We start from the raw sequence: 19,440 nt of genomic DNA, 5'->3' as shown, positions 1-19,440 counted from the left end.
TCGCCGGGTGGGTAGGCCAGAGAACGAGGTTGGGCGCACTTGTTGGCAGTCAGAAGGATAGGTAGTATGGGTCTCGTCAGCATCCGGTCCCGCTGGAAAATTCTTGATGTGACGAAATCGCTCTGCGCGGACCATCCTCTCGGGAGACCCAAATGAGTACCAACATGACAAGTGGCGTAGTCCAAGGCGGCGCCGATGCAGCCATCGAGGACGCCGGGACGATCCGTCGCGTGATCACCGCGTCGTCGCTCGGGACGTTGTTCGAGTGGTACGACTTCTATCTTTACGGCAGCCTCGCCGTGTTCTTTGGTGGGCTGTTCTTTCCAGCGGGCAATGAGACTGCGCAGCTGCTCGCGAGCCTCGCGACGTTCGGAGCAGGGTTCGGCGTGCGCCCGCTCGGCGCCGTGGTGTTCGGGCACATCGGCGACCTGATCGGCCGCAAATACACGTTCCTCGTCACCATGGCCACCATGGGCATCTCGACCGCGCTGACGGGTCTCTTGCCCACGTACGAGCAGATCGGCATCGCCTCGACCATCCTGCTCGTGCTCCTGCGCCTCTTGCAGGGCCTCGCGCTCGGCGGCGAGTACGGCGGCGCCGCCACCTACGTGGCCGAGCACGTACCGGACCAGAAGCGCGGCTATTACACGAGCTACATCCAGACCACCGCGACGCTCGGCTTCTTCGTGAGCATGGCGGTGATCGGGTCCACCCGCTCGCTGTTCGGCGAGGCGGACTTCAAGGCGTTCGGCTGGCGCGTGCCCTTCCTGCTCTCCTTCCTGCTCCTCGCCATCTCGCTCTACATCCGCGTGAAGATGAAGGAGTCGCCGCTCTTCTCGAAGCTCAAGTCGACCGGCAAGGTCTCGAAGAACCCGATCAAGGAGACCTTCTCCAACCCGCTCAACCGCAAGTACGTGCTCCTCGCCCTCTTCGGCGTGACGGCGGGCCAGGGCGTCGTCTGGTACACGGGCCAGTTCTACGCGCTCACGTTCATGCAGAGCGTGCTGAAGATCCAGTGGCAGACGGCCTACACCATCATGTCGGTCGCGCTCGCGCTCACCACGCCGCTGTTCCTGGTGTTCGGCGGCCTGTCCGATCGCGTCGGCCGGAAGAAGATCATGATGGCCGGCTGCGCGCTCGGCGCGATCACCTACATCCCGATCTACATGGCCATGAAGCACTTCTCGAACCCGAGCGGCCTGCCCGTGGCGAACCCGGACGAGGTCAACGTGCCCATGATGATCCTGCTCATCGGCATCCAGATGGTCTACGTGACCATGGTGTACGGGCCGATCGCGGCGTTCCTCGTGGAGCTCTTCCCCACGAAGATCCGCTACACCTCGATGTCCATCCCTTACCACCTGGGCAACGGCTGGTTCGGCGGCTTCTTGCCCCTGATCGCCACGGCCGTCACCGCGTCGGCCTGGGCCAAGGACACGTTCGGGGCCGGCGCCATCTACACGGGCCTGATTTATCCCATCGCCGTCTGCGCGGTCACGTTGATCGTGGGCGGTCTCTTCATCCACGAGACCAAGGATCACCGCATCGACGCCGACGTCCACGGGGCGTGACCGGTGCCGATCCCGCCAACCGGATTCAGAGGAGAACTCATGATCACTTGGAAGACGCCTAGCGCAGCTCTCGTCGCCTCGCTCGCGCTGGCCGGGGTCGCGGCGCCGGCCACGGGAAGAGCGCAAACGGCGGAGCCGCCTCAGCAACCTGCGCCGGCCGAGGCCGCGGCGGCGCCCGTGGTGGAGCCTGCCCCTGCTCCTCCGCCGCCGGTCGAGCCGAAGAAGCCCGACGACAAGCCTCTCGTGCGCGTCTACGGCATCGTCAAACCCACGGTCGTCGTCGGGAACGGCCTCGAGTCCTTCGGCAACCCGAACTACTCCGCGCCCACGGCCGCGGTGAACCCGGTGTTCCTCGCCGATCCGGACGCCGTCGGCCTGAGCTTCCAGGCGGCGCAGACGCGCTTCGGCGTGACCGCCGGGGAGGGCACGCCCGTGAAGGGGCAGGTCGAGGTCGACTTCATCGATTTCGGCAAGTCGTCGCCGGCTCAGGGGATGAGCCTCCGCGTGCGGCAGGCGTTCGTGGAGTGGTCTCCCGCCGACGGGCACAAGCTCACGCTGGGTCAGCTCTGGGACCTGTTCTCGCCGCTGAACACGCACACGTACAACCTCGTGGGCGCGCTCTTCCAGTCCGGGAACTCGGGCTTCATGCGCCACCAGCTCAGCTACGTCGCCACCCTCGGCAGCGTCGAGGTGGGCGCCGCGCTCGGTCTGGTGAGCCAGAACGTCACGGCGATCCTCAACAACGTCGAGTATTCACGCACGCCCACCTTCGCGCTGCGCGCGGGCTACCGCGCCGAGAAGGCCGCATGGGTCGGCGCTTCGATGATCGCCACGTCGCTCGCCTTCGACGCGAACCTGCCGACCGAGGAGAGGAAGCTGGCCATCGGCGGCAACCTGTTCGCCGAGGTCACGTCCGGTCCGCTGAACCTGCGGGCCGAGGCGTACGGCGGCAAGAACCTCGCCAACCTGGGGCTCTTGACGCTCGGGCAGGGCCACCGCGCGAAGGACGTCGCCGAGGTGGGCGGCTGGGTGTCGGGGAAGCTCACGTTCGACAAGCACGCCCTGCACCTCATCGCGGGGGCCGCGGTGGTGCCGAGCGCCGACGACATGCTGCTCGGCTACACGCCCGGAACACCGGCGGCCGAGGGCGCGCCGGCCACACCTCCCGCGCGCGTCGGCGGCAACGGCCCCGGCATCGAGCGCAACGTGACGGTGCGCGCGGGCTACGCCTTCTCGCCGATGAAGGGGCTCTCGATCGTGCTCGAGCCCTCTCTGGCGCTCACGCGCCACAAGCTCGATCCGGCCGCCGAGGCGGACAAGGGCGCGGACCGCACGGGCTGGGCCGTCGAGGCCGGTGGTCTCTACCAGTTCTGACGGCCCGCGCGCCGCAGCGCGCCGGAGCTGACCGCGACGGCCCCGCCGCCGCCCGCCGGCGCGCAAAGCGTGCTCCGCGGGGCCCTCGCCATCGAGTACCGGCTTGCCCGTGCTATGCGTGGTTTCCTACGATGGGAACCCGAACCTATTACCCCCTCTTGCTCGCGTTCATCGCTCCGGCCGCGTGCGGCGGCGAGAGCGACCCCCCGGCGCCGATCGAGCGGCAGCTCGAGGTCGTCGTGCGCACCGACGCGGCGAGCGAAGCGCAGTGTCCTCACGGCGGCTCCGTCGTCCACGCCGGCCTCGATCGCAACGAGAACGGCGCGCTCGAGGAGGACGAGATCGCCGAATCGACCCTGCAGTGCCAGGACGAGGACGTCGCGCCGGACGACGACACGCCCGACGAGCCGCCGGAGACCCTGGTCCGCGTCGACGACGAGCCGGCCGGCGAGGCGTGCGCCGACGGCGGCGCGGCCGTCCGGTCGGGCCCCGACGAGAACGGCGACGGTGTCCTCGACGAGGAGGAGGTCGCGGCGACGGAGTACATCTGCGACGACGCGCTGCTGACGCGGATGGTGGCCGAGCCGCCGGGCGAGCGCTGCGCGTCCGACGGCATCGCCTTCCAGGTCGGGCGCGACGTGGACGGCGACGGGGAGCTGGGCGACGAAGAGGTCGAGTGGACCGAGGTCGAGTGCAGCGACGTGATCCAGCGCGGTGTCGCGGTGACGTCGGCGGAAGATCTCGCGCTCCTCGCCGATATCTGGGCGATTCACGGCGGTCTGTCGATCCGAGACACCTCGCTCGCCTCGATCGAGCTGCCGGCGCTCGCGCATGTCGGTGGGCGCCTGACGGTATCAGGCAACTCCGCGCTCACGAGCCTCTCGCTGCCCGCGCTCGCGGCCGTGGGGCAGACGCTGGAGGTGCACGATAACGCCGAGCTCGCCCGCGTGGACCTGACCGGCCTGACGCAGACCGGCGGCCAGCTTTACCTGAGCGAAAACCCCGCGCTGACCGCCATCGACCTCCCGGCGCTGCGCAAGGTCGACGACGAGATCGTCGTGCGCGACAACGCGGCCCTCGAGGCGATCGAGCTCCGGATGTTCGACAGGCTCGATGACGTGGACATCGAAGGAAACGCGAGCTTGACCGAGGTGATCATCCGGTTGTCACAGCTCAACGATCCCTCCACGCAAGCGGGCCGGATGACCCTCCTCGACAACCCGAAGCTCGTGAGCGCGGCGCTCGCGGCCGAGAGCTTTCGCGGCGTCAACGTGGTCCGCAACGCATCGCTGCAGGAGATCACGATCGAAAGCGACCGGATCACCGGGGACGTGAACGTGCGGGAAGCTCCCGCGCTCGACGTTGTATGGCTCCGCACGGTCGGCAGCTTCGCAGACCATGTGGAGATCGACGGCACCCTCCACGTGGCGGCTCCCATCAGCTCGCTGTGGTTTGGAATCCATCAGAGCATGCTCGTCGCGGGGGGGCTCGTGCTCGAGGGGACACGGATCGAGCGGTTCGAGCGCAGCGTCGAGCATGTACGCGGCGACGTCACGTTCCGTCGCAACCCGAACCTCGGCTATTTCCAGGTCAACCAGGTGGACGGGGGCCTGACGCTCGATGACAACGACGCGCTGGGGAATTTCGATGTCCGCGACGATGGGCACTTCGGCGGGGATTTGTACGTCGTCGGCAACGACCGGCTCCAGCACATGTCGGGTCTGCAGTGGATGCGCAGCGTGGAAGGTGATCTGACCATCTCCGGCAACGCGTCCATGATCCGTCCCGCGATGTACGAGCTTCAGTACGTGGGCGGCAACGTGACCATCGGAGGCAACCCGGCGCTGGAGCATATCGACCTGGGGACGCTCCGCAGGATCGACGGTACGCTCACGGTGTCCGGTACGGCGATGACTGTCTGGAGCGGGCTCGACGAGCTGCAGTCGATCGGGAATACAGCGGTGATCGGCCGCAACCCCAATCTGGAGAACATCGACCTGCTCGCGCTTCGGAGCACCGGAGGTCTCTTCGCCATCCGCGAGAACAGCCAGCTCCAGCGGGTGGGCCTGGGCGCCCTTCTCTACGCCAGCCTCCACGTCACCGATAACCCTTTGCTGCCGGCGTGCGTGGTTGACGCGCTCTTCGAGACGGTCACCGGCAGCCACCGCCAGGAGGGGAACGGCGAGACTTGCCCGTGACGCCGCGGCCCGCCCGAGGAGCGGCGTTCACCCGCTTCGGATACGGGCCCATCTCGACGTTTTCGGTGCTCAGCGCACCGGAGTGCGCTTCCGCGCCGAAAACGCCGAGCTGGACCCGTCTCCTGTGCGGGTGAACGCCGCTCTGGAACGCATGTGCCAGAGACGGGCGAAGACCGCTCACCTGCGCCTTTCAGGCGGTTTTAACCCGTTTGTCGCTCTAGGGGGCCGTCGGCCGCCCTCCCGCGCCGCAGGCGGCTGACCAGCACGAAGAACAGCGGCGCGAAGAAGATGCTGAACAGCGTCGCGGTGAGCATGCCGCCGAACACGCCCGTCCCGATGGCGTGCTGCGTGGCCGAGCCCGCGTTCCGCGCGAACACCAGCGGCATCACGCCCAGGATGAACGCCAGCGACGTCATCAGGATCGGCCGGAAGCGCAGGCGCGCCGCCTCGATCGCCGCGTCCCGCACGCTCATTCCCTGCTCGCGCAGGCTCTTCGCGAACTCGATGATCAGGATCGCGTTCTTCGCCGACAGCCCCATAATGGTGATGAGCCCGACCTTGAAGAACACGTCGTTCGGCAGCCCGCGCACCGTCATGGCCAGCACCGCGCCCAGCACCCCGAGCGGCACCACGAGGATCACCGAGAGCGGGATCGCGAAGCTCTCGTAGAGCGCCGCCAGCACCAGGAACACCACGACCAGCGACAGCGCGAGCAGCGCCGGCGCCTCGGCCCCCGACAGCCGCTCCTGGTACGACTGCCCGATCCACTCGACGCCGAACCCGGGCGGCAGCTGCGCGGCCAGGCGCTCGATCTCCGACATCGCCTCGCCGCTGCTCCGCCCGGGCGCCGGCGCGCCGCTGATCCCGGTGGCCGGAAACCCGTTGAAGCGCGCGAGCTGGAGCGGGCCGCGCTCCCACGCCGCCGTCGCGAACGCGGAGAGCGGCACCATCTGGCCGGCGCCGTTGGGCACGGACAGCCGCAGCACGTCCTCGATCTGCATCCGGCTCGCCTCGTTCGCCTGCACGATCACCTGCTGAAGCCGACCCTGGTTGGGGAAATCGTTCACGTAGGTCGGGCTCAGCGCGGTCGACAGGACCCCGGCCGCGCGCTCGAAGCTCACGCCGAGCGCGCTCGCCTTCTGGCGGTCGATCCGCAGCCGGATCTGCGCGGCGTCGGGCTGCGCCTCGGCGCGCACCTGCGCGAGGACGGGGCTCCCCGCGGAGAGCTCGATCAGCCGCTGCTGCGCCGCCACGAGCGCCGCGTTCCCGCGCCCGCCCCGGTCCTGCAGCTTCAGGCTGAAGCCCGAGGTGCTGCTCAGCTCCATGATCGGCGGCGGCACCAGGCTGTACACGACGCCGTCGCGGATCTGGCCGAGCTTCTCGTTCGCCAGCGCGGCCTCGGCCTGGGCCGTCGCGCCGTCCGGGCGCTCGCCCCAGTCCTTCATCGTCAGGAAGATCATCGCCACGTTCTGTCCCGAGCCCGAGAAGCCGAAGCCCGGGAAGGACGCCACGCTGCCGATGGCGGGGCGGCCGAGGTAGTGCGCCTCCACCTGCTCGACCGCCCGCAGCGTGCGGTGCTGCGTGGCCTCGGGCGGGAGCTGCACGTCGACGATCACGAGCCCCTGATCCTCCTCCGGCAAGAAGGCGGTCGGCAGCCGGACGTAGAGCAGGCCGAGCGTCGCGACGAGGATCGTGAACCCGAGGAGCATCCGGCGGCGCCTGTCGAGCGAGCCCGCGACCCAGCGCCGGTACCCGGAGGTGAGCCGCTCGAAGCCGGCGTTGAACCAGCCGAGCGGGCCGCGGCGCCGCGCGTGGCCGGCGGGGACGGGTTTCAGCAAGACCACGCAGAGCGCCGGCGTGAGCGTCAGCGCCAGGAACGCCGAGAACAGGATCGAGACCGCCATCGACATCGAGAACTGCCGGTAGATCGCGCCCACCGAGCCCGACGCGAACGCCATCGGCACGAACACCGCCGAGAGCACGAGCGTGATGCCGACGACGGCGCCCGAGATCTCCGCCATCGCCTTCCGCGTCGCCTCGCGCGGGGACAGCCCCTCCTCGGCCATCAGCCGCTCGACGTTCTCGACCACGACGATCGCGTCGTCGACGATGATGCCGATCGCGAGCACCATGCCGAACAGGCTCAGCATGTTGATCGACGCGCCGGCGAGGAGCATCACCGCGCACGTGCCGAGCAGCGCGAGCGGCACCACGATCGCCGGGATGAGCGTGTAGCGGATGTTCTGCAGGAACAGGAACATCACCACGAACACGAGCACCATGGCCTCGACGAGGGTCTCGATCACCTTGTGCACCGAGGTCCTGACGAAGGGCGCGGTGTCGTAAGGCACGCTGTAGGTCACGTTGGGCGGCAGGCCCCGCGAGAGCTCCTCCATGCGGGCGCGCACGAGGTCGGAGGTCTTCATCGCGTTCGCGCCGTTCGCGAGCTGGATGCCGATCGCCGCGTCGGGCTTGCCGTTGCTCCGCGACGACGACGCCACGTTCTGCGCGCCGATCTCGATCGTCGCGACGTCGCGGAGGAGCACGCGCGACCCGTCGGGCTTCGCGCGGAGGACGATCGCCCCGAAATCCTCGGGCGTCGTGAGCTGCCCCTCGGCGATGAGCGTGGCGCTGATCTGCTGTGTGGGCGGGCTCGGCAGGTCGCCGATGCGGCCCGACGCGAACTGGACGTTCTGCGCGGCGATGGCGGCCGACACGTCGGCGGGCGAGAGCGCGAGCGCCGCGAGCTTGGTCGGATCGATCCAGATGCGCATGGCGCGCTCGCTGGTCCAGAGCTGCACGCGGCCGACGCCCGGGACGCGCTTGATCTCGTCGATGACGGAGCGGGCGAGGATGTCGCCGAGCGCGGTGGGGCTGAAGCTGCCGTCGCGCGACGACAGGCTGACGATCATCAGGAAGCTCGACGTCGAGGCCTCGACGAAGAGGCCGGATTGCCGCACGGCCGCGGGGAGGCGGGGCTCGACCGCCTTGAGGCGGTTCTGGACGTCGATCTGCGCGAGATCGGGGTCGGTGCCGGGGAGGAAGGTCGCGGTGATCTGGGCCCCCCCGGAGGCGTCGCTCGACGACTGGAAGTAGAGCAGGCGCTTGGCGCTGCTCAGCTCGCGCTCGATGAGGCTGACGACGCTCTGGTCGAGCGTCGCCGGGGTCGCGCCGGGGTAGCTCGCGTAGATGGAGACGGTCGGCGGCGCGACGGACGGGTACTGCGTCACGGGGAGCCGCGGCAGCGCGATCGCCCCGAGGAGCGCGATGAACATCGCGATGACGACCGCGAAGACGGGACGGTCGATGAAGAAGCGCGACATGCTCTGGCCTCGATCTGCTCCGCGCGCGTCAGCGCGCCGCGGGCGCGGCGGCCGAGGCCGCGGGCGCGGGCGTGAAGGGGACGGCGCGGACCTCGGCGCCCGGGGCGACCTTCTGGTGGCCCTCGACCACGACCTTGTCGCCGGCGTTCAGGCCGGAGGTGACGATGTAGCGGTCGCGATCGACGCCGCCCGTCTCGACCTGGCGCACGGCCGTCTTGCCGTCGGGCTGGACGACGAGGACCGTCGCGTTGCCGCCGCCGTCGCGGCCGACCGCCTGCTGCGGCACGGCGAGGGCCGCCTGATCGACGCGCTTGGCGAGCTTCACGCGGACGAACATGCCGGGCAAGAGCAGGCGGCTCGGGTTCGGGAAGCGCGCGCGCAGCGTCACCTCGCCGGTGCCCGGATCGACGCTGATGTCCGAGAAGAGCAGCTCGCCCTTCTCGGGGTACTCGACGCCATCGTCGAGCACGAGGATCGCGGCGTGCTGGCCCGCTTCGCCCTGGGGCGCGGCGTCCAGCGCGGCGCGGCGCAGGCGCGTGAGCTGCGAGGCGGGCTGCTTGATGTCGACGTAGACCGTGTCGATCTGCTGGATGACGGCGAGCGGCGTCGCCTCGGCCTGGCCGACGAGGGCGCCTTCGGTGACGAGCGCGCCGCCGATCCTGCCGCCGATCGGGGCGGTCACGGTCGCGTAGCCGAGGTTCAGGCGGGCGAGCGAGAGCGCCGAGCGCGCCTGGGCGATCTCGGCGTGGGCCATGGCCTGCGCCGCCAGCGCGTCGTCGTACGCCTCGCGGGTGACCAGCCCCTCTTGGACGAGCGCTGTGGCGCGCTTCGCGCGCGCCTCGGCCTGCCCGAGGTTGGCCTGCCCTTTGGCGAGGGCGGCGGCGGCGCTGTCGACGGCGGCCTTGAGGGGCGCGGGGTCGATCACGAAGAGCGTCTGTCCTTCCTTGACCTCGCTCCCTTCGGTGAAGCTGCGCTTCAGGACGACGCCCGCGACGCGCGCGCGCACCTCCGCCAGGCGGAGGGGGGCGACGCGGCCGGGGAGCTCGTCGCGGAGGGTGACGGGCTCCATCTTGACCTCGATGACGCCGACCTCGGGCGGGGGCGGCGCCGGCGGGGCGTCGGCCGCGGCGCGGCACGCGCCGAGGCCGAGGAGGAGGGCGGCTGGGAGGAGCCCGCCGAGCTTGCGGAGGTCGGTCATACGTCGATTGGGCCTGGATCGAGGGAAGGTCCCCGGAGGAGGCCGTCCGTGGGTTCCGCCTTGGCGTAGTGCATGGGAGGGGGTCTTTCAACCCGCGGGGCCGCGCTCACGGCAGGCGGAGACGTCGGCGCTCCCGGCCGAGGGGGCCGCGCTCGCGCGGCAGCTCGATGCTTGGAGGGCGGAGGGGGAGGTGCTCGAGGCGGCGATCGCCTCGGTGGAGGAGGCGCGGGGGGCGTCGGTCTGGCGTTCGGCGCGGCCCTGTCTTCAATCCTCTCCTCGCGGCCTCACTTTCCAGCTGGGCTCACCGACGCCGGCATGGGATCGCAGGACCGCATGCAAACCGCTTGGTTGTTCGCGCAATCTGCTGCGCAGTCGGGGGCAGAGGAGCTCGCCAGATCCGCACTGGGCTTCCCCGCCTCGCAGCGGCGGACGCATCTGTTGAACTGGTCGGCGCACGCGGCCTCGCAGTTCCTTCTTTTGATGGGGTTCAGGACGCATGTTCCACGTGAGCAGCTCTCGACCCGACCGCAGCGCGTCTTGCAGTCACCGCAATGTTCATCGTCCTCCCAGCGGTTCGACTCGCACCCGTCGTTCATGGTCCCGTTGCAGCTCTGGAAGCCGGCGTTGCAGCTGTAGTCGCACACCCCGCCGTCGCAGCGCGCCGTCGCGTTGGCGCGCGGCGGGCAGCAGCGCTCGCCGCAGCGGGTCTGACCGTCGGGGCAAGGGGACTCGCACGCGCCGCCGACGCACGTCCCCGCGCCGCAATCCCTGCCCGAACCCCCAGCGCACCCGCCGCAGTTCCTCGGGTCGGTCATCACGTCGACGCACTGGTCCCCGCATCGCGTCGAGCCCGCGGGGCATACGCACTTTCCACGCGAACAGCCTTCGTCTCGACCGCAGCGCGTTGCGCAGTCACCACAGTGGTCGCGGTCCACCCAGCGGTTCGACTCGCACCCGTCGTCCAGGGTCCCGTTGCAGCTCTGGAAGCCGGCGTTGCAGCGATAGTCGCAGACCTCGCCGTCGCAGCGCGCCGTCGCGTTGGCGCGCGGCGGGCAGCAGCTGTCGCCGCAGAGCGGCTGACCCGCAGGGCAAGCGGACACGCACTCGCCGCCGACGCACGTTCCCGCGCCGCAGTCCTTGCCCGATACCCCAGCGCACCCGCCGCAGTTCCTCGGGTCGGTCATCACGTCGACGCACTGGTCCCCGCATCGCACCGTGTCCGGGGGGGAACACACGGGCTCGCATTTGCGAGCGACACACGAGGACCCGGCACGGCAGCCGTTCCCGCAGCTGCCGCAGTTCTGCTCGGTCGTGACGTTCGTGCACCCGACGCCGGAGCACCACATCTCGTTTTCTCCGCACGGCGGCGGGCACCTCGGGTGGCGCTTTGCGGGGTCGAGCAGGCGCTCGATCACGTCGTCGCCCGTGCCGGGCAGGACCCCCAGAGAGCTCTGGCACCGGAGAAGATCGCTCACCTGAAAATCACGCGGCGAGGCCGGCCCGGCGCTGACCGTGAGCGAGCTCGGATCGAGCTCGCGCTGTTCGCCCCCCTCGACCTGGGGCAGCTTCGTCACCAGGTCCAGCGTCGTCGCGCTCGCGCGGCCCAGGAAGGCGTCCTCGGGCGCCCCCTCGAGGGGCTGAGCCACCGCCTGGATCGCGCGGACCGGGCCGATCACGGGGCTGACCTTGAACACCACGAGGGGGCGCCCAGGCGCCCGCGCGAGCCCGTACGTCGCCTCGGCCTCGACCATGACGTCGTAGAAGTGGTCGAAGGCGCAGAGGGCCATCCGGAGGTCCTCCGCGTCGACGACGATGTTCGCCCGGCCATCGATCGAGAGCGGCCGCGGGGAGAAGGCGCCGGCCGCCGCCGCCACGGCCGCGAAGAGCGCCGCCGCGGCGAGCACGGAAGCCGCCGCGCTGCCCGGCAGCGCGAAGTGCGGCGGCCAGAGGCTGCGGAGGCCGCGATCGGCGATGACGCGCAGGAGGTCCGCGCGGGGATCCCCGACCCCCCGCCGCACGTCGCGCTCCTTGTGCAGCCGGCCCTCGAGCTCCGGCCCGAGCGGCCCGGCGAGGAGCCGCGCGAGCGTCGCCCGCGCGGCCCTCCGCGCGCGCCGGTCGCCCGCGTGGAGGTCCTGCAGCGCCATGTCCTGCTCCCAGCGAAGGTACGCCGCCGACGCCCGGTCGCTCGGCTCGGCCCTGAGGAGGGCGTCGCGCAGGAAGCGCCGCACCTCGGCCTCCGGGAAGCGGCCGCTCCGGCGGGCCTCTCGCAGCGATCCGGCGAGCGCGCGCCGCTCCGGCTCCGTCTCGCGGCCCTCGACGATCGGCGCGACGGCGAGCAGGATCGACCCCGGCGCGTGCGGCAAGAACCGCCGGCGCAGCGCCTCCGCGAGCTCGAACGAGGGCCTCGGCGCGAGCGCGACCATCGCGCGCAGCAGGTGAACGTCGACGAGATCCAGGGGCGGGCGCTCGGCGCGCGGCGCGAAGGCCGGCGCGGCGGCGTGGGAGCGCAGCGCCGCGAGCCGCCGCGCGGCGCCGAGCACGCCGTGCTCGTCGAGCGGGAAGGCCGCGACCGCCGCGGCCGGCGACGCGAGCCCGCGAGGCCACAGGTCCGGATCCTCGATCGGCGTGAGGAGCACGCTCGCCGGCCAGGGCTGGAGCGCGACGCGCAGCGCCTCGCGCGGATCGGAGAGCGCCGCGGCCACGGCCTCCCCGGTGCCGAGCAGGATCATCGGCTGCCCGCCGAGCCTCGGCGCGAGCGCGCCGAGGGGGACGGCGCGCGCGCCGGGGCGGACGGCGACGCGCGTGGGATCGCCCGCGAACCAGAGCCGCGTCACGTCGACGCCCGCGCGCTCGAGCGCCTCGACGAACGCCTCCAGGGCGGCGCGGAAGGGGCGGCTCGCGGCGCTCGAGTCCACGAGCGCCACGGCGCGCGTCCGGCCGAGCCGCGTCCTCCGCACGACGGTGGGGAAGAGCCCGGCGCGCGCGGTGGCGTCGACGGTGCGCGCCACGTCGATCTCCGGCGACAGCAGCGCTTCGCGGAGCGACCGCTCGAGCGTCACGCTCATCCGATCGAGCGCGGCCCGGGCGCTCCGATCGGGGGTGGGCGCGAGGTCGTACCAGCGCGGCCCGGGGCGCTCGACGAACGCCTCCGTGAGGGTGCCTCGCTGCCGTTCGAGCAGGCGCCTCCGCCCGCGCACCACGCCGGCCACGCCGAGCGAGAGCAGCGTGCCCACGAGGAGCAGGAACGAAGGGAGATACCAGCGCTGGAGGCTCGCCTCTTCCGGCCGGCACGCCGTGACGTCGCCCCCGCCGGCGCTGCTCGTGCTGCTCGTGCTGCTCGTGCTGCTCGCGCTGCTGTCCGCCGTGCTCGCGCTGCTCGCCCCGCCGCTGCCCGTGTCGCCAGGCGGCGGATCAGATGATCCAGGCGAGATCGATAGCGCGGCGCTGGTTACGATCGCGACCGTCGCGAGGAGCGCGCCGAACTGGCGGCGGCGCGGGCGGATCCATCGCAGGAGCGCCGCCCACGGGCTCCTCTTCGGCGGAGGGGGAGGCGGAGGCCTGGACTGCCTTTCTTCCTCCGTGACCGGCTCTGGCTCCGTCTCCGGGAAGACGCGGTCGAACGCCTCTTCGACGATCTCCACCTCGGCGCGGCTGCGGGCGAGCAGGCTGGCCACCGCCGTGCGCAGCTCCTCGCGCGAGGTGCCGTCGTAACGGCTCAAGAACCGCGCGAAGGCGAGCCGCTCCCGGGGCCCGACGGCGACGCCGGAGCGCTTCACCTCGTCGAGCAGGTCGTCGAACGGGAAGCGGTCCTCGCCCGTCATCGGGTCGCCGATCCGGCGCTCTCCGCGTCGCCCGTCGCGCCGAGCACGCGCCTGAAATCCTCGTCCAGCTTGAGGAGCACGCCCGGGTAGAGCTCGGCCAGGCGCTGCTTCAGCACGTCGGCCTCCGTCACCTTCGCGCGGAGGAGCACCTTGACCCACGCGAGCAGCTCGCCGGTGGCCGGCCGCTTCTCGATGTCCGACGCGCGGACCTCACGGAAGCGCTTCAGCACCGCCGCGAGGAGGCCGTCGGAGATCGTCGCGGCCGCGTATTTCGACCGCACGATCGCGCCGAGCTCCTTGTCGCTCGGGAACTCGATGTGATGAAAGACGCACCGCCGGAGGAAGGCGTGCGGCAGCGGCTGCTCGCGGTTGCTCGTGACGATCACGAACGGCCGCGCGCCGTCCTTGCCCACGATCGTCTCGCCGGTCTCGTGCACCGGGAACTTGAGCCGTCCCTCGAGCACGCCCAGCAGATCGTTGGGGAAGTCGCGCGGCGCCTTGTCGATCTCGTCGATGAGCACGACACGCGGCGTGGGCGAGCGGATCGCCTCGCCGAGCGCCTCATAACGCACGTAATTCGCCGGGGAGCTGGCGAGCTCGCTCTTGACCTGGGCGTCGTGGAGGCGGCGCAGGCTGTCGAAGGAGTAGAGGCAGTCGCGCGCCTGGTGGTCGCTGCGGGCGACGAAGGTGAGGACCTCGCCCAGGCCGAGGCGCCTCGCGACCGACTCGGCGAGCCTTGTCTTGCCGGTGCCCGGCTCGCCGGTGACGAGCAGCGGCTGCTCGGCCGCGAGCGCCGTGTTCACCGCGACCGCGAGCTTCTTGCTGGGGATGTAGTCATCGCCGTCGAACGGCCCATCGGGGTACTGGCGGAATTCGTAGTGCTCGTCCATGTCACGTCCTAGCGCTGCGCCGCGTCGGCGGCGGACAGGAGCTCTTGGAGCCCGGCGAAGAAGCTCTGCGTGTCCTTGCTGGCCTCGTGGAGCTCGAGGCCGCGCCGCGTGCCTGCCTCGATGGCCCGCGGGTCGCCTGGGTACAGCTCGCGGAAGAACATCTCGATATCGCTCCTCTCGATCCGCTTGAGCTCGTGCCGCATCGCCCGGTGCTCGATCGGCGCGAGCGCGCCGTGGGTCACCCTGTGGGCCGAGAGGGCCCCGATCCAGTCCCAGAGGCTCGGCTTCCACACGACCGGCTGCAGGGTGATGAGCGCGCGCCCGGCGGCGCCCCCGCGCCGATCGGCCGCCTGCCGGTAGAGCTCGGGGATCGCCTCGGTGTGGTGATCCTTGAGCCACCTCGCGTGGGTCGCGTCCAGCCCCTCCGGGTGCATCGGGTAGACGAGGATCAGGCTCCTGTCCTGGGTGAGGCGCGCGATCGCGTCGGGCAGCGTCTCCACCTCGACGTCCTGGCCGAGATCGCGCGCGAGGACGTCCCGCAGGGCGAGGAGCGCCTTGCGGGGGTCACGCACGTTGAACACGGTGGGGCTCATGGTGAGCACCTCGGCGTCCAGATCGTCCTTGAAGGCGCGGACGCGATCCAGGAAGTACTGATGGCCGTCGTCGGGCGCGCCGCAGAGCAAGAGCGCGTGGGCGCGCGGGTCATTGGCGCTGCGGCTCTGGAGATCGCTCCAGATGTCGTGGCGATCGATCCGCAGGTACGCGTTGGCCGCGGGGTGCCGCGGGAGGGCGGAGGCCTTGGGCTTGCAGGCGGCCAGGATGGCCGCGTGGTGCGCCGCCTTGCGGGCGTCCGCGAGGATGAGCTCGACGAGCTTCGGGATCTTCGCCGCGTGGAGGCGGGTGACGTCGTCGAAGATGCCTTGTATCGACTGGTCCCGGTTGATGGTGAAGAGCTCGATCCCCGCGCGCTCGCAGAGGGTGAGGGCATCGAGCTTATGGTTCGGCTCCGGGCCGCTATACGCCTTCGAGAGCGCGCGGACGAGCGCGACGCGATCATACGCCATCGGTACGGAAGGCGGCATCTCGGTTCAGCTCTCTCCCGGGGGCGCGATCACGCCGGGAGCAGGCCTGCTCGGACGAGCCCCTCGCGCACGCGCTCGATGCGGATGCCCTGGTTGCGGTACGCCGGCGGCCGCCCGTTCTGCTGGGGGATCTCCACCCAGCGGTGGTGCAGCGCGGCGACCTCCCACCGGTCGTTGAACACGGGCGAGCCCGACGATCCGCCGTCGGTGTCCGTCAGGTACTGCACGACGTTGTGATCGACATACTGCACCTGGTTGCGCGTGAGGCCGATGTGCTTCACCAGGCCGCGCGGGTGCTGGATGATGAAGACCGGGTCGTTCTCCGAGAGCGGCCGGGAAGGGCGCAGGGCGAGCCGCGGGTAGTCTTCCGGCAGCGGCGAGGCGAGGCGCACGGCGGCCCAGTCGTGCTCGGCCACGCCCTCGATCGTCGCCGGGTTGCCGGCGACCACGCGCGCCTGCCTGGGAGCGCCGTCGGGGCCCGTCTCGTACGCGAACCACGCGTCCACGCGGGACGCCTTGCGCCCGCCGGCGCTGAGGTCGAAGAGCACGTGATGGTTGGTGAGCAGGAGAGGCTCGCCCGGCGCGTCCAGGAGAAAGCCTGTGCCGTAGAACCGCTGCCCGCCGGAGTGGACCTCGAGGCGGGCCACCGCCGGAGACACCCGGAAGGCGCCCGCGAGCTGGCCCATGTCGACGAGGTTGCTCGTGCTGCCGAGGATCCGCTCGACGTCGCCCGACTCTGGGTCCGGCCCGGCAAAGGAGGGCAGGCCGGGGCCCCCGGCGACCGGCGCCTCGACGATCGGCGCCTCGACGACCGGCGCCGGCTCCATCAGCTCTTTGATGCGGTCGTGGTACTTCTTGCGATCTTTATCGGCGAGGACGAGCTCCAGCAGCGGGCGAAGCAGCAACGCGTCGGACGCCTGTCGCAGCGCGTCCTGCCACACGTAAATGGGCGCCTGGTCCAGGTCGATGTAGCTGGTATCGAGCCCGGCGCGCTCGAGGATCACGGGGATGTCCTGCTTGCGGCTGTAGGCCTTGGCGAGCAGGCTGCGCAGCTCGACGGCCTCGGGGTGGATGTAATTGAAGTCGTCGAGGAAGTGCACGGCGCCAGCGGGAGGGGTCACGACCGGGTATGGTCGCGCCCGGCCACCCGCATTTCAAGGCAATACGTTCGGCGGTCCGTGGCGCCCGCTCGGCGGGGCAGGGCGGCTCGGCGGCGTGGTCGCGCCGGACGACGGCGCGGGGACGTGGACGGAACGGATCCCCTTCGATAGTCTCGCTCGATCGGAGATCTTATGACGAGCGACGATTCCAGCGTGGCGCTCAGCGCAGCGCAGCGAGCCTACGTGCAACGCGTCCTCCGCGCGCCTTCTGGGCGTGAGGAGGCGGCGCCGCGCGGAGCGCCGTTCCACGAGCCGTACCTGGAGGGCGCGCCAGCCGACTCGCCCTCTGCGCGCGGCACCCTGCTCGCCAAGGTCCGGGAGGGCGAGCCCATCGGCCTGCGCGAGCTCGACGCCCTCGAGGCGATGATCCGTGACGACCGCCCGGTGTGCGAGATCCAGGACGACACGTTTCCGGCGATGGACGGTCCGTGGAGGGATGTCGAGGCGTGTCGGGCTGCCGTGGAGCTCGCGATCCGGTGCGTCGGGCGGATCGATCTCGTCGATCACCCGTCGCTCGTGTACGGCGGCACGGGGGTCCTGGTCGGCCCGCGGACGATGGTGACGAACCGCCACGTCGCCGAGCTCTTCGCGCAAGGGCGCGGCACCCGGCTGAGCTTCACGCCGGGCTTGCGCGCGAGCCTCGACCTGAAGCACGAGCACGCGCGGACGAGCTCCGTGCGCTTCGACGTCCTGGAGCCCCTGCTGCTGCACCCGTACTGGGATGTGGCGCTGCTGCGCGTCCGCGCGGCGGACGAGACGCCATTTCTGAGGCTCCTCGGCCAGGCTCCGGCGAGCCTCGACGGCCGCCCGGTGGCGATCGTCGGTTACCCCATGTTCGACCCGCGCAACGATCTGGAGCGGCAGAGATCGGTGTTCCGGGGCATCTTCGGGTGCAAGCGGCTCGCGCCGGGCACGTTGATGGGCAGGGGGCGGATCCGCTCCTATGCACACGTCGTCGAGGCGATGACCCACGACGCCTCGACGCTCGGCGGCAACTCCGGGTCCGTGGTCCTCGACCTCGAGACGGGCCAGGCGATCGGGATCCATTTCGCCGGCATCTATATGACGGCCAACTATGCGGTGCCCTCGTGGGAGCTCGGCATGGACCGGCGCCTGATGACGCAGGGCGCGCGCTTCGCGCCCGATCCGCCCGGCGGCGGGGCGGCGCCGGAGATCGTGGAGGAGGCGTGGCGCGCCGTCGAGGGAGCGGCGCAGGAGGCGGGGGCCGCGGCGGCGCCGCGGGAGGAGGTCCTCTCGCCGTTCGAGTGGTACGAGCGGCAGGACGACGCCTCGCTGGCCGAGGCGCTCCGCAGGGCGCCGGAGGCCACGCGGGCGCAGCTGGCGAGGGCCGTCGGCGAGGAGGAGGCCCGCGAGATCGCCGCGTTCCTCCGGCCTGCGAGCCCCGAGGAGGGGATCTTCGACCCGGAGCCCGATCCGGATCTGCCCGAGATCGTGCTGGTGCACGGCATCCTCGGCGCCCACCTGGAGCACCGGGGCGCGAGCACGTTGCGGGTATGGTTGAGCGCGCTCACGCTCCTGTTCGGCGACGTGGCGGAGCGGTTGAAGCTCGGCGCCGACGGGGTGAGCGACGCGACGAGGGGCCAGGTGCTGGCGCCGGGACCGCATCTGCAGCTCGCATACGGGCGGGCCGCACGGGCGTTCCGGCAGGAGCGCTTCGTGGTGCATCCGTTCTCGTACGACTGGCGCAAGGGGATCCAGAGCGCGGCGGAGCGTTTGCGTCTGTACCTGGAGATGCTGGCGCTCGATCGGCCGCGGAGCCGGTTCATGATCGTGGCGCACTCGATGGGCGGCCTGGTGGCGGCGTGCTGGGCGGGGCAGGACCCGCAGTGGGCGCAGCGGGTGCAGCGGGCGGTGTTCGCGGGGTCGCCGCTCGGCGGGAGCTATGCGCCGATCGAGGCGGTGCAGGGGACGTATCCATTCTTCCAGCGGCTCGCGATGGTGGCGTCGCTCGGGGAGGCGCGCGCGGCGGCGCGGCGGGCGTTCCGGGAGGCGGCGGCGACGATGCCTGGTCTCGTGGATATGCTGCCGAATCTCGCGATGTTTCCGGACGCGGAGCCGTTCTACACGCAGGGCGGCTGGGGCGGGGGCGTGAGGCCGAGCCAGCGGTTGCTCGACCAGAGCAGGACGCTGAAGCGGCGGCTCGTGGAGAGTCCGATCCTGGACAGGACGACGCTGTTCGCGTCGCTGTCGCACGGAACGGTGACGTCGTGGGAATTCGGCGCCGCGGACGCGCAGCCGCGGGGCGGGGTGGGGGATGGGACCGTGCCGGCGCGCGCCGCGGTGATCGCGGGTGTGCCGGCGTATCGGGCGGAGTACGAGCACTCGGATCTGCTGCGGGACCCGGGGGTGATCGCGGGGGTCATCGAGCTGGCGAGGACGGGGGAGTGCTCGGCGCCGCGGGTGACGGAGGAGGACCTCGAGGGGGGCGCGCCGGTGGCGCTCGTGGAGACGCCGGAGGGCGATGAGGCGCGCGCGAGGGAGGTGCGCGAGCGGGCCAGGCGGGGGGAGCTGCTGGGAGAGGACGTGCGGTGGCTGCTGCGGGGGTCGAGCGGGGAGGCGTGATGCGCGGAGGCGGACGGACGCGCGAGAGCGCGCGAGGGCGGAAGGGCTGGTGTCGGCGGCTTGTGCGGCGCGTGATGGACTGGCGCGCGGGCGGGGCGGCGATGCTCGGGGGCGCGCTCGTCGCCTGCGGCGATGCAGGGGGAGCCGTGGAGTCGCCGGGGCGGATGCGGAGCACGGCGGAGGGGTACTGGATCGCCCCCGTCCCAGGGCTGGACGGGAGCATTGTCCCTTGGGAAGATG

General features: G+C 71.3%; 10 protein-coding genes. 4 read left to right on the top strand and 6 right to left on the bottom strand.

The features are described from left to right. Positions 1-164: 164 nt before the first annotated feature. The 3 genes from WME83_RS24915 to WME83_RS24905 all read left to right on the top strand — a co-directional run bounded on the left by WME83_RS24915 (position 165) and on the right by WME83_RS24905 (position 5,143). Positions 165-1,571, top strand: coding sequence for an MFS transporter (locus WME83_RS24915; RefSeq protein WP_437321777.1), 1,407 nt, complete (start codon positions 165-167; stop codon positions 1,569-1,571). A gap of 39 nt (positions 1,572-1,610) precedes the next feature. Then, entirely contained in the window at positions 1,611-2,945 is a 1,335-nt protein-coding gene (locus WME83_RS24910; RefSeq protein ID WP_437321776.1) for a hypothetical protein, read from the top strand. Between the two features lie 131 nt (positions 2,946-3,076). After that, positions 3,077-5,143, top strand: coding sequence for a DUF7151 family protein (locus WME83_RS24905; RefSeq protein ID WP_437321775.1), 2,067 nt, complete (start codon positions 3,077-3,079; stop codon positions 5,141-5,143). 200 nt (positions 5,144-5,343) lie between these two features. Here WME83_RS24905 and WME83_RS24900 read toward each other — a convergent pair whose 3' ends face one another. The 6 genes from WME83_RS24900 to WME83_RS24875 form a co-directional block, all read right to left on the bottom strand. Next, complete coding sequence (locus WME83_RS24900) at positions 5,344-8,466, bottom strand: multidrug efflux RND transporter permease subunit (RefSeq protein ID WP_437321774.1); 3,123 nt, start codon at positions 8,464-8,466, stop codon at positions 5,344-5,346. 28 nt (positions 8,467-8,494) lie between these two features. Continuing rightward, on the bottom strand, positions 8,495-9,664 hold the full coding sequence (locus WME83_RS24895; RefSeq protein WP_437321773.1) for an efflux RND transporter periplasmic adaptor subunit: 1,170 nt from the start codon (positions 9,662-9,664) through the stop codon (positions 8,495-8,497). 284 nt (positions 9,665-9,948) lie between these two features. Further along, entirely contained in the window at positions 9,949-13,485 is a 3,537-nt protein-coding gene (locus WME83_RS24890; protein ID WP_437321772.1) for a hypothetical protein, read from the bottom strand. Next, the gene (locus WME83_RS24885; RefSeq protein WP_437321771.1) at positions 13,482-14,375 is read right to left on the bottom strand and encodes an AAA family ATPase; all 894 of its coding nucleotides are present in this window, start codon (positions 14,373-14,375) and stop codon (positions 13,482-13,484) included. Before WME83_RS24885 ends, WME83_RS24890 begins: the two co-directional genes overlap by 4 nt. A gap of 8 nt (positions 14,376-14,383) precedes the next feature. Then, positions 14,384-15,457: a hypothetical protein gene (locus WME83_RS24880; protein ID WP_437321770.1), complete on the bottom strand. Its 1,074-nt coding sequence runs from the start codon at positions 15,455-15,457 to the stop codon at positions 14,384-14,386. 29 nt (positions 15,458-15,486) lie between these two features. Beyond that, positions 15,487-16,578: a trypsin-like peptidase domain-containing protein gene (locus tag WME83_RS24875; protein WP_437321769.1), complete on the bottom strand. Its 1,092-nt coding sequence runs from the start codon at positions 16,576-16,578 to the stop codon at positions 15,487-15,489. A gap of 171 nt (positions 16,579-16,749) precedes the next feature. On the opposite strand from WME83_RS24875, the gene WME83_RS24870 reads away from it, so the two are divergent. After that, the gene (locus tag WME83_RS24870; RefSeq protein WP_437321768.1) at positions 16,750-19,200 is read left to right on the top strand and encodes a trypsin-like peptidase domain-containing protein; all 2,451 of its coding nucleotides are present in this window, start codon (positions 16,750-16,752) and stop codon (positions 19,198-19,200) included. The last annotated feature ends 240 nt before the right edge of the window (positions 19,201-19,440 follow it).

The organism is Sorangium sp. So ce385, assembly GCF_051474135.1.
Lineage (GTDB): Bacteria > Myxococcota_A > Polyangia > Polyangiales > Polyangiaceae > Sorangium > Sorangium cellulosum_D.
This window is presented reverse-complemented; position numbering and strand designations above follow the sequence as displayed.

Excerpts from the sequence above, each read along its gene's own strand:
- WME83_RS24915 (WP_437321777.1), top strand. The coding sequence starts at position 165 with ATGACAAGTGGCGTAGTCCAAGGCGGCGCCGATGCAGCCATCGAGGAC.
- WME83_RS24910 (WP_437321776.1), top strand. The coding sequence starts at position 1,611 with ATGATCACTTGGAAGACGCCTAGCGCAGCTCTCGTCGCCTCGCTCGCG.
- WME83_RS24905 (WP_437321775.1), top strand. The coding sequence starts at position 3,077 with ATGGGAACCCGAACCTATTACCCCCTCTTGCTCGCGTTCATCGCTCCG.
- WME83_RS24900 (WP_437321774.1), bottom strand. The coding sequence starts at position 8,466 with ATGTCGCGCTTCTTCATCGACCGTCCCGTCTTCGCGGTCGTCATCGCG.
- WME83_RS24895 (WP_437321773.1), bottom strand. The coding sequence starts at position 9,664 with ATGACCGACCTCCGCAAGCTCGGCGGGCTCCTCCCAGCCGCCCTCCTC.
- WME83_RS24890 (WP_437321772.1), bottom strand. The coding sequence starts at position 13,485 with ATGACGGGCGAGGACCGCTTCCCGTTCGACGACCTGCTCGACGAGGTG.
- WME83_RS24885 (WP_437321771.1), bottom strand. The coding sequence starts at position 14,375 with ATGGACGAGCACTACGAATTCCGCCAGTACCCCGATGGGCCGTTCGAC.
- WME83_RS24880 (WP_437321770.1), bottom strand. The coding sequence starts at position 15,457 with ATGCCGCCTTCCGTACCGATGGCGTATGATCGCGTCGCGCTCGTCCGC.
- WME83_RS24870 (WP_437321768.1), top strand. The coding sequence starts at position 16,750 with ATGACGAGCGACGATTCCAGCGTGGCGCTCAGCGCAGCGCAGCGAGCC.